Below are 11,031 nucleotides of genomic sequence, written 5' to 3'. Positions count from 1 at the left end.
GATTCAAGTAGAGGGTGCCTTTGGAATATTGAAAGAAAACCATCGATTTAGAAGATTCTTGCTGCGTGGCAAGCAAAGCGTTAGGACTGAATTCTTGTTCTTGGCGATGGGCTATAACTTAAATAAACTACATAACAAAATACAGCAACAACGGTGCGGAAAAATGCTACACGAAAAAAAGACCGCCTAAAAGGTTGCAGGCACAGCAATTTATGAGGGGCATAATGCTCCTCTAGCTTTGCTATGCCTACTTTACTCCACTTAATTCGCAAAAAAGAGAAAATACCCTATTCGGTTAGGGATACAAAGAAAGAGCTATCTCAAATAGGTTTTAAAAACCTATTTTGAGACAGCTCCTTTTAATATTACCTCTTATACCCGTTCTTTTCCATCATTCTCATTCTTTGCTGATTCATTTTTTGCTTCGTAAGCTGCTTTAAATCTACTGGCTCAACCTTTGTACCATACTCAGATGACAGCATTGATTCTAATTCATCATGAGTTAAAGTATAAGAAATAATGTCTTTGCTCATGTCATTCTCCTTCCTCAATAATATGCAAAAAATAAAGAAGATTTCATTCAGATACAGGAAACGATTTATTATCTGAATCTAGCTATTACTTATCAAAAGCTCACCACTTTGAACCCTCACTAAAAACATTGGGATTCATAAACGTATGCTCATTCAATAAGAAGAATCTCCTTCTTATATTTATATGCAGAAATTCATTTTTTTATGAGGTACTAACAGTTGATTCTTTCGCTTCATTCGGGAACAACATTTCTGCCCCTTCATCGCTGCCTAGAACCCATATGACCGTATCCATAGGACATCGAATGGTTTTATAATAAAACGTTTCTTCTCGCTGAGGAACTTCCTGCCTATGTACAACCTTCTGAAATACCTCACCACCCGCATATTCAATAGATAACTCAAAAACCTGAAGGGTATCGAGTTCGATGTCGTCCTTCTCCCATTGAGCAATTAATTCCCAAAGTATAACCTGTATATCAACCCCTACTGATGATGCCACTAAACGAGTAGCGTATTTTTGCTCAAACATGAGAAACACTCCCATTCAATATTATTCCAAATTCTCTTTTATATATTAAGTTATGCAATTTCGAGCATGTACAGAACTACATTTGTGAGAATCAAAAAATAATATGAAAGAAGATAAACAAGCAAGAAAAAGGGCAGGCCACTGACACGGTATGCTGGTTTTGCAGATACCCTGACAGCAGCCTGTCCCCTTGGAGCTCTGATACGCTGAATTTTAATGTTGTCTACGCTTGTTAAATCTTGCATAGATCGTATCCCTAAACTCTTTAAAGCAAACGTCGTCAACTATTTTAGTCACATATCCGATTAGCGAAAGATCATATATTGCATGTTCCTCTTGCTTCTCCACCATGACATATTCATTCCCCTCAACGTCTGTAATCCATTTCAGCTTAATATCAGATCTCTCCGTTTCTTCCCCCATAATGGTTCCGTTTGTTGTTCTGTAGGTTCTAAACATGGGTCACATCCTTACGTGCCATGTTGCAGTCACATCTGAAACACCCTGATGCGCTTCTTCTCCGGCGGCTTACGTATTCTGCCCTTGTCTTACCTTGTACTACTACCAATGTATATCCCCCCATCTATTCATCCTGCAGGCGGTTTCTTCTATCGGCGGGAGTGTGCTGTTAAACACTGCAGTTCTAAACCGTCTCTTTAGATAGAAGAAGCCAACCAGCAGTCTGTTTTAGAGGGAAATTAAAAAACGCGCGTGCAGGTTTTTCAACCTACACATGCGTTTTGCTTCGACTTGATTGCATGCAGACGCTCAGCCCCTGCCAAACCGCGTCATTCCTATATCCGGGCCATGGCATCCTTGTATTTAGGATGAAATGACGGTATAATAAGAATTGTCGTCGTGGACAGTTACTGTTACGTGTAGGTGCTTCGGTCACCTGCTCGTGCTTGGGAGTGCTACAACACTCCCAAGACACGGCGATATTTTAATTTCCATCTATTTCTAATTATATCCCTTTATGACACAAGATTGCAAGTAAAATGGCCAGAGATTTTTTCTCTGACCATTATTTTTTTGCTTAAATGAATTATAAAATTTTTAAACAAAAAAGGCTCCGACGGAAAAACCGCGAAGCCTATCATTTACTGGTGGAGATGAGCGGGATCGAACCGCTGACCTTCTGAATGCCATTCAGACGCGCTCCCAACTGCGCTACACCCCCACAATTTAGTTATTACATCCGTAATAATTTCAATAAATTCTTACCGACATGAACTATATTATCATAGTTAGTTACATAATGTCAATAAAAATGCTGAAACATTTTTATTACAGACACTTTTCATCTAACAAACCAATCAGTTGCGCAATTTCAGGCTTAGAAACCTGGCCGTCAGCACCAATCGCTTCACCTTTACGACGCATTTCCTCGTTAATCAAAGAGGAAAAGATAACAACTGGCAATTTCGCTAAGGCTCGATCATCCCTAACGCGTTTTAATAAATGATGACCATCCATCTGCGGCATTTCAATATCCGTAATCAGCAAATTGACGCTTTCTTCAATCGGAGCCTCCGATTTTGCCAATAACTCTAGTGCATCCCATGCATCTTTACCATTATTATAGGCAGTAATATTAAGATAACCAGATTCATGAAGCGTTTCAACCAATAGGTCTCTGAGCATCTTAGAATCTTCTGCTACAAAGATATTCTTTGTTTTCCGCTGTTCTTTCAGTTCATCTGTACTCTTAGGAACGGTTGTCAGTTTTATGTTAATTTGTGGATTAATGTCTGCAACAATCTTTTCGAAATCCAGCAAAATAACCATTTTCTCGCCCATTTTTATGATCCCGACAACCATATCCGAGTTCGTAACATTAGGAGGCGGCTCCATAACGGACCAAGAAACTCTATGAATGCGAGAAACTTCATTGACTAAGAAGCCGATAAAATAATTATTTAACTCACTTACAATAATATTTTTGGTACTGGTTTCTAAATCTTCTGTCCCCAAACAGCGTGGTAAATTGACTAATGGCATTACCCTCCCACGCAAGGTAAAAATACCATCAACATAAGGATGGGAATTGGGCATTTGAGTAATAGGAACTAAATTAATTACTTCTCGCACCTTCGCAACATTGATTCCATAATTGACTTTACCAACCGTAAATTCTACAATTTCAAATTCATTTGTACCCGTTTCTAATAATATACCTTTTTTAGCGTTAGCAGCCTCACCCATAGAAACGCCTCCAGTTTTTATATTGCTTATCGCAATTTGCGATTGCCTATTACGTTTACCTTCTTACTTTTCTAAATTTCTCGTAAAAACCCATAATTCCTTCTTTTTAAACTAATTTTCTGGTAAAATTCCTCAAAAATATAAGATTATTGTCATTTTAACGACAATAATCTTATATAAAGTAAACGTACCTATACTATAATAATTCTACTGGCTGGCAACTTATCACTTGTCCAGATATCTCTAATGTATTTTATTTTTCCTCTTTTTCTAAAAGATAAGTCCAGCCATCACGCTGTTCAATATATCCTGTTTTGATTAATCTTCCTAGGGCTCTCTTAAAAGCAGACTTACTAATATGAAATTTTTCCTTTATGATTTCAGGTGAAGTATCATCACTATAAGGCATTTTACCTTTACGAGAATGCAGCAGTGAGAGTATCGCGTCTCCATCCGTATCAATTGCATCCTGCTTAAGCGGACGCATAGAAACATTGATGCGCCCATCTTCACGAACATGAGTAATACGCGCTGTAATCTCATCTCCTACATTAGGTCTTGTCGTAATTTCACTCGTATGCATAAACGCAATATAGCGCTCTTTTGTAAAAATAAAAGCCCCTTCTTCATTATAGTTATAAAGGGAACCAGTAACCATATCACCAATTTTCGCATCGGTTGCAGGGACAGAAGCCCTTCTCAGCTCATCTTCTACTTCCATGCTTACTGCCGGTCGTCCTGATTTGTCGATATAGAGCTTCACCCAGACCTTATCACCGCGTTTTAAATTCCCGCGCATACCAGCAAATGGCATAAATACGCCACGCTCAGCACCAATATCAACAAAGGCTCCATCACGGGTAGTATTGATTACAGTAACTCTCGCCACCTGCCCAACCTGCATTTTAGGTAAACGCATACTTGCAGTCAGACGCCCTTTAGGATCCTGATACAAATATACAGGAATTTCATCCCCAATGGCTAATGTATCTGTGGTTTGCTGCTGTTTATGCAGTAAAATATCATCACTTGTATTGCCAGTCCCAGCATCTAAAAAAATCCCAAATTCACTCACTCTGACTGCTTTTAGCGTTACTACACTGCCTGGAGTCAGCTTGTTTGTTGTTTCCATTACAATTACCACCTATGCCACCAAGACTTAGACGTACGATCCAAGGCATTGGCAATTTATTTATTTTCACTCAACGGCTCTTCTATATCGTTTGACCGCGCTTTCCCCCAAAGACGTTCTAGGTTATAGTATTCTCTTTCTTCTTCTACAAAAACATGCGCAATTCCAGTACCAAAATCCAGTAATATCCAGCGTCCTTGACGATGCCCTTCTTTATGTAATAGATCAATTCCCTGTTTTCTTAGTTCATCTTCAATATTATCGGCAATTGCCTGTACTTGTATGCTAGACTTCGCACTGCATACCACATGAAAATCAGCGACAGACGAAATACCATCCACATTAAGAACAACAATATCCGTTGCTTTTTTATCCTCAGCCGCCGCCACAATCATTTCTTCTAAGTTCTTAGTTGTATCACTCATCAAAAATCCTCCTAAAAAATAAATATTCATCTTTTTCGATTTAACGATTACACTTCATAGTACATTGTTATGTCGTTCTTATCTTTTAATTGTTGCTTTTTGGGTCCGCAAATATACCACTCATCTTAGCATTTTCACTAGTTAGCATACGATCCACGATTTGCTGAGTCTGCTGCTGGTCATGACTCCAGAAGCTGATACCGTCAATAGTAGCAAACTTTCCTGGCAGCATGTCCACATGTAAATCACTTGTCTTAAAGGATTTTAAAGAATTCGCGATCTTTAGCATCTTAAATGTCGTTATATCTGTCGCTATATATTGATTCATCGTATGCAGCAGAGATGGTACTTTTAAAAGAGTATTCATATTCATTGTTTTTTCCACCATAGCTTTTAAAAAGCGCTGCTGCCGCTGTACTCGGCCAATGTCACCCAGCTCATCACTGCGAAATCTGACATATTGGCCCGCCTTATTACCATCTAAATGCTGGTAGCCTTTATTCAGATGAATTGCTAAATCGGCGTAAGGATCTTCATAATCCATGTCATTTTCTACATATAAATCAACTCCGCCTAGTATATCTACAGCCTCAATAAATGCCTGCCAGTCAATTACGATATATTGGTGAATGGGAATTTGCAATAACTGCTCAACAGTCTTTACGGCTAAAGAAGATCCTCCATAAAAAAAGGCATGGGTAATTTTTTCGGCACCCTTATGTCCCTGAATGGCAACTCGGGTATCCCGCGGAATGGATAATAAATGCAGCGCACCGTTTTCTTTATTAATATTGATAACAATCATTGTGTCTGACCGTCTAGGTGCATCAGGATACTCATTATCACCGTCATCTACACCCATCACTAATATATTCATATATGGGCTATCTTCGGTGACTTTGCTGCTTTCTACTTTTGTACTTAGGGCAGGTGCTGCCGAAAATTTCTGATAGGTATATACTGCTGCCCAAGATAAAGATGTTATCATTGTAAACAAAATCAATAATAGCAAAAACAATCGCTTCCAACGTATTTTACGACGCTGAGGACGCAGGCGTGACATGCGTTTTCCTCCTCTCTAGACATAACCAAAAGTTTTTCTATGTAGTTTGCAATACCAATGTACGCTGCTTGATTAAAAGATCATTTCGAGCTTCAATGGTAACTGGATGAATCAAGCCGCCTTCTTCTAAAATATAAAATATACTTTGATCTAATGCTAATAGAAGTGCCTTATCCAAATCTCTCTGCGCGATTTCCCTAATTTCTTCTAAACCTTCAAAATTACGACTAGGTTCAATCACATCTGCTAAATAAATAATTTTATCTAATAACGACATGTGCGCACTTCCTGTTGTATGCAGAAAAATTGCCTGTAAGATTTCTGCATCACGCACACCGAATTTGATTTCAGCCAACTTGGCTGAAATAGGAGCATGCAATAATATAGGCTGCGCTTTTTCAATATCACTCACCACTATACCAAAGGCTTGCGCTCTTGGCAAGAGATCGGCGATAGGCACTTCACGGGCTGCGTCATGCAAAAGACCTGCTAAGCCGGCTTTAACCTTATCTCCCCCAAACCGTTCAGCCATTTCCACTGCTGTTTTGCTGACACCAATCGAATGCTGCAGTCTTTTTGGGGATAACAGTGTTGATAGCTCCGTTAGAATATCTTCATAATCCATATTTTCACCACAATATTTAAAATTTGAACCATTTATTCCACAAATAACTATGTCTGTAATAGTATACATTTCGTCAAAATAGTTGATTTCCCTGCTAAAAAATAAAAGCCTCCTATAAAGAAGGCTTACATTTTAATTATTGTTCCCGTGGTCTTGCTTCATTTACAACAATCTGCCGTCCACCAAAATCACTGCCATTCATCATACTAACCATCTTATCAGCATCAGCATCATCTACTTCTACAAACCCAAATCCTCTAGAACGTCCTGTTTCCTTATCTGTGATAATACGGCTGGAGATTACATTGCCATGCTCTTTGAAGACATCAGCTAAATCACTATCACTCGTTGACCAAGGTAAATTACCTACATAAAGTGTTTTTGACATTTGGAATCACCTTTCTTTGTTAAATTCTAAAAACGATTGTACTAACATTATCTACGAAACGATAGGATTTATGCCTAACTTTATTTGCCAAAAGCCCAATATGTATGTTTAACGCTTTTTTCTACTACTCCTTATATAAGTTTTCTTTACAGATATAAGTCTCAACACTATCAGGAACAAAATATTTAATTGATCTTCCCTGCCGTACTTTCTCTCGTACATCGGTAGAGGAAATCTCTAACTCAGGAGTAGGCAAAGAATGAATCCGTTTAAAACCTTTTTCCCCAAACGATTTCATTATATCCTCTAGTGTGTAAGCACTGCCTGGACGATTGGCAGCAATAAAATGACATATTTCTAAAAGGCGATCGATGTCTTTCCAAGATGCTAATTCTTGTACGGTATCTGAGCCAACAATAAAATAAAACTCTATGTTATCCCCATATTGCTTAATTAGCTCTAATACGGTATCAATCGCATAGGATAACCCTGGCCGTTCTATTTCAATAGGAGATACATGAAAATGAGGATTGGAATAGGTTGCCAATACAGTCATGATATACCTATGAAGTGGTTTGGTTACCCGAAAATGCTGTTTATGCGGTGGATTTGCTGCTGGAATAAATAATACTCTTTCAAGGTCATATTCCACACGGACTGCTTCAGCTGTCGCTAAATGACCAGTATGTATTGGATCAAAGGTACCACCCATGATACCAATTTTACGCTTTTTATGTGACATAAGGTTCTCCCCACGATACAAATAGTCTTGTCTTATTATATCACACCTCAAAAAGACAAGACTATTTTTTCCTATATAAAACTACATCTTCTACTGCAATAACGTATAAAGCAGTATTCGAATACCAGCCATAACCGCTGCCATAATCACAATCGCCCGAATATAGTCCAAGCAATCATGCCTTCCCTTGTCTGTTTTCAAGTAATTCATTAACGAATAGAAATATCCCATTGTCTGTCCCCTTATCATATCCTTTCAACTATTTTACCACAAACAACTCACTTTATTCATAGCGCAATGCGTCAATAGGATCTAATAATGCTGCTTTTCTGGCCGGATAGATACCAAAAAAGAGTCCAATGGCTACAGAAAATCCAAAGGCCACTAAAATAGAGCCTGAAGAAATAGCAGTATTCCAGCCAGCTATCGCTGAAATGGCATACGCTGCGCCAATGCCTAATCCAATCCCCATTAAACCGCCTGTTACGCCAATTACAATGGCTTCGATAAGAAACTGCAGTAAAATATTGCGGTACGTAGCGCCTAGTGCTTTACGAATGCCGATTTCTCTTGTACGTTCCGTTACAGATACCAGCATAATATTCATAATCCCAATACCACCAACTAATAAAGAGATTGCAGCGATATTCCCTAAAAGCAAGGTAATCGTATTTGTCGTTTCCTCTGCCGTAGCCATCACTGCAGCTAAATTACGAACCGTAAAATCATCAGGCATATCTTTTGCTAACTTATGACGCGAACGCAAAAGAGAGGTAATTTCTTCTTGCACCTGATTAATGCTTTCCGGATTAGCGGCCTGTACACTAATGGTTTGTATATAGCTAATCCCCATCATGCGTTCTTGAGCTGTCGTTAAGGGAATTACCACAACATCATCCTGGTCCATACCACCAGCTGACTGCCCTTTTCCTTCAAATACGCCAACTACGATAAAAGGAGCTGAATTAATTCGTACCGTCTGCCCAACTGGATAAACTGCACCGAATAAGTTTTCTGCAGTGGTTTTCCCCAAAACCGCAACTCTCGTTCTTGTATCTACCTCTTGATTGGAGAAGAATCGTCCCAACTCCACATTAAAATTACGAACACTCACAAACTCAGGCGTAGTTCCTTGAACCGTTGTCATCCAATTTTTATTCCCATACACCAATTGGTATTGCTTACTAACGCTGGGTGCAACAGCGCTAATACCTTCAATTTGACGCCCAATCGCCTGGGCATCTTTATTGGTAAGGGTAGTATTCGAACCAGCAGCCAGCCTCACACCAGAAGGTGATGTGGCACCAGGAGTAATAATAAGAAGATTGCTTCCTAAACTAGCAATTGAGTTTTGTATTTTATTTTGCACACCCATACCAATAGACACCATTGCAATCACGGCACCTACGCCAATGATAATTCCCAGCATCGTTAATATGGAACGCAGTTTATTCGCTTTTAAACCCTCTAATGCTATAATAATGCTTTCCCAAAACAAAAAGATCACCTCCTAGACTGCCTCATCACTCATAATTAGACCATCACGAAATGAAATGATTCGCCTTGTGTATTGAGCAATCTCGATTTCATGTGTAACCAAAACGATGGTTCGCCCTTCTTTATTAAGATTCGTAAAGATCTCCATGATCTCATTTCCAGATTTACTGTCAAGGTTACCTGTAGGCTCATCTGCCATAATAATACTAGGGTTATTCACTAAGGCCCGCGCAATTGCCACACGCTGGCGCTGCCCACCAGACAACTCATTCGGACGATGATACATCCGATCGGCTAAACCCACCATAGAAAGAGCATTAGCAGCCATCGAATCTCGCTCCTGCTTCATTACTCCTGCATATACAAGAGGCAAAGCTACATTTTGCTGAGCAGACATACGAGGCAGCAAATTAAAGTTCTGAAAAACAAACCCAATTTTCTTATTTCTGGTGACTGCCAATTCATCATCTTTTAAGGTAGCTACCTCTTCTCCATCTAGCATGTATGATCCGCTGGTAGGCCTATCAAGGCAGCCTAATATATTCATCAAAGTCGATTTACCTGACCCCGATGGCCCCATAATGGATGTAAATTCTCCGGCGAAGATCTCCAGTGTAATTCCTGCCAACGCAGCAACATGGGCATCCCCCATCTGGTATATCTTTTTTATGTTGGAAAGTACAATACTCATTGCCGATCCCTCCTTAGCGACCAAGTGGACCGCGCATAGTCCCAGAAGCCTGAGGCAGTGCTTTTGCCTGCGGAAGCACAATTTGATCCCCATCCGCAAGACCGCTGGTAATTTCAACTTTATCTTCGTTCGATAACCCAGTCGTAACATTGATATTTTCAATCTTTCCGCTGACCATTATCTGGACATATGGCTGACCTTTATTTTCTTTAACAGCAGACAGGGGTACAAGGATTGTATTTTTACTTTCCCCGCTTTGTATTGATACTCTTGCCGTCATAGTAGGTTTGAGCATTGTTCCAGGTCCTTCAACATCAATCGTTACTACGTAATAGACTACATTTTGCGTTATATTCGCCTTCTGGGATATATTCGATACTGTGCCTGAAAAGACTTTATCAATATAGGCATCTACGGTAAACGTCACCCTTTGCCCTAATGCAATTTTTCCAATATCAGATTCATCGACCTGCGCTTCAATCTGCATTTTTGATAAGTCAGCCACACTCATGAGTACCATAGGAGTAGAAATCCCTGGAGCCACCGTCTGACCAGCAGGAATCGGCTTACCAATAATAACACCATCAATCGGTGCTTTAATAACCGTATCATCTAATTGGGATACAGCATCATCGTAGGTTGCCTGCGCTACACTATAATCCATAACCGAAGCATCCAGCTGCTGATTGGAAATCGCTCCGATACGATTTAATTGTAAATTTCGCTGATAATTTGCCGAAGTGTTTTCTAATTTGGCACGCGACTGAGATACTTGTGCCATGAGCCGTTTATCATCCAGTAAGATCAATATTTGCCCTGCTTTTACCTGCTCATTTTCAAGCACTCTGACTTCCTTTATTAAACCAGTTATCTTTGAACTAATATCTACCATATTTACAGGCTTGATCGTACCAGTAGCTGATACTAAGGATACGATGTCGCCTCGCTCTACTGCTACTAACTGCGTTGTTGCTACGGGCTTACTTTTATCTAAATACATCCTAATTCCATATGCAGCTGCCACACTCACAATGATTACTAATAGTATTACTTTTTTATACTGATACCCTTTTTGCCATAACGTCTGAACTTGCATAAAATCCCTCCCCAGTTTGAAATTCATTAGAATCAGGTTTTGGTGTACTCTTATTGTATGGTCTTTCCACTATATGGTCAATTACGTTTTTATAAAAAAGCA

General features: G+C 39.4%; 15 protein-coding genes and 1 tRNA gene. 1 reads left to right on the top strand and 15 read right to left on the bottom strand.

Annotated features, from left to right (window positions below; genetic code table 11):
- On the top strand, window positions 1-190 hold a 190-nt coding region (locus tag BMZ99_RS09135; protein ID WP_175490508.1), incomplete at its 5' end, for a transposase.
- A 175-nt stretch (window positions 191-365) separates the two neighbouring features.
- On the opposite strand, the gene BMZ99_RS26270 is transcribed toward BMZ99_RS09135, so the two are convergent.
- From BMZ99_RS26270 to BMZ99_RS09070, 15 genes are all read right to left on the bottom strand, one after another.
- The gene (locus BMZ99_RS26270) at window positions 366-533 is read right to left on the bottom strand and encodes a hypothetical protein (protein WP_175490507.1); all 168 of its coding nucleotides are present in this window, start codon (window positions 531-533) and stop codon (window positions 366-368) included.
- 202 nt (window positions 534-735) lie between these two features.
- Window positions 736-1,065, bottom strand: coding sequence for a DUF960 family protein (locus tag BMZ99_RS09130; protein ID WP_090935650.1), 330 nt, complete (start codon window positions 1,063-1,065; stop codon window positions 736-738).
- Window positions 1,066-1,278: 213 nt separating this feature from the next.
- Complete coding sequence (locus BMZ99_RS09125) at window positions 1,279-1,524, bottom strand: hypothetical protein (RefSeq protein ID WP_090935645.1); 246 nt, start codon at window positions 1,522-1,524, stop codon at window positions 1,279-1,281.
- A gap of 645 nt (window positions 1,525-2,169) precedes the next feature.
- A tRNA-Ala gene (locus tag BMZ99_RS09120) sits at window positions 2,170-2,245 on the bottom strand.
- 107 nt (window positions 2,246-2,352) lie between these two features.
- A complete protein-coding gene (locus BMZ99_RS09115; RefSeq protein ID WP_090935642.1) occupies window positions 2,353-3,270 on the bottom strand; it encodes a chemotaxis protein in 918 nt (305 codons plus the stop codon).
- Between the two features lie 253 nt (window positions 3,271-3,523).
- Window positions 3,524-4,402, bottom strand: a complete 879-nt coding sequence (locus BMZ99_RS09110; protein ID WP_090935639.1) for a CvfB family protein — start codon at window positions 4,400-4,402, stop codon at window positions 3,524-3,526.
- 56 nt (window positions 4,403-4,458) lie between these two features.
- Complete coding sequence (rsfS, locus tag BMZ99_RS09105; protein ID WP_090935636.1) at window positions 4,459-4,827, bottom strand: ribosome silencing factor; 369 nt, start codon at window positions 4,825-4,827, stop codon at window positions 4,459-4,461.
- 85 nt (window positions 4,828-4,912) lie between these two features.
- Window positions 4,913-5,890 carry an LCP family protein gene (locus BMZ99_RS09100; RefSeq protein WP_090935633.1) on the bottom strand — a complete coding sequence of 326 codons (978 nt, stop codon included), beginning with the start codon at window positions 5,888-5,890 and terminating at the stop codon, window positions 4,913-4,915.
- A 37-nt stretch (window positions 5,891-5,927) separates the two neighbouring features.
- Complete coding sequence (yqeK, locus tag BMZ99_RS09095; protein WP_090935674.1) at window positions 5,928-6,515, bottom strand: bis(5'-nucleosyl)-tetraphosphatase (symmetrical) YqeK; 588 nt, start codon at window positions 6,513-6,515, stop codon at window positions 5,928-5,930.
- 136 nt (window positions 6,516-6,651) lie between these two features.
- A complete protein-coding gene (locus BMZ99_RS09090) occupies window positions 6,652-6,903 on the bottom strand; it encodes an RNA recognition motif domain-containing protein (protein WP_090935630.1) in 252 nt (83 codons plus the stop codon).
- A gap of 124 nt (window positions 6,904-7,027) precedes the next feature.
- Complete coding sequence (nadD, locus tag BMZ99_RS09085) at window positions 7,028-7,645, bottom strand: nicotinate-nucleotide adenylyltransferase (protein ID WP_090935627.1); 618 nt, start codon at window positions 7,643-7,645, stop codon at window positions 7,028-7,030.
- Between the two features lie 90 nt (window positions 7,646-7,735).
- A complete protein-coding gene (locus tag BMZ99_RS26265; protein WP_175490506.1) occupies window positions 7,736-7,876 on the bottom strand; it encodes a hypothetical protein in 141 nt (46 codons plus the stop codon).
- Between the two features lie 52 nt (window positions 7,877-7,928).
- Entirely contained in the window at window positions 7,929-9,143 is a 1,215-nt protein-coding gene (locus BMZ99_RS09080; protein ID WP_090935622.1) for an ABC transporter permease, read from the bottom strand.
- Between the two features lie 12 nt (window positions 9,144-9,155).
- Window positions 9,156-9,833 (bottom strand): ABC transporter ATP-binding protein, encoded by a 678-nt coding sequence (locus BMZ99_RS09075; RefSeq protein ID WP_090935619.1) that lies wholly within the window; start codon window positions 9,831-9,833, stop codon window positions 9,156-9,158.
- A 13-nt stretch (window positions 9,834-9,846) separates the two neighbouring features.
- Window positions 9,847-10,929: an efflux RND transporter periplasmic adaptor subunit gene (locus tag BMZ99_RS09070; protein ID WP_090935616.1), complete on the bottom strand. Its 1,083-nt coding sequence runs from the start codon at window positions 10,927-10,929 to the stop codon at window positions 9,847-9,849.
- Window positions 10,930-11,031 lie beyond the last annotated feature (102 nt).

This window comes from Pelosinus propionicus DSM 13327 (assembly GCF_900114615.1).
Classification (GTDB): domain Bacteria; phylum Bacillota; class Negativicutes; order DSM-13327; family DSM-13327; genus Pelosinus; species Pelosinus propionicus.
This window is presented reverse-complemented; position numbering and strand designations above follow the sequence as displayed.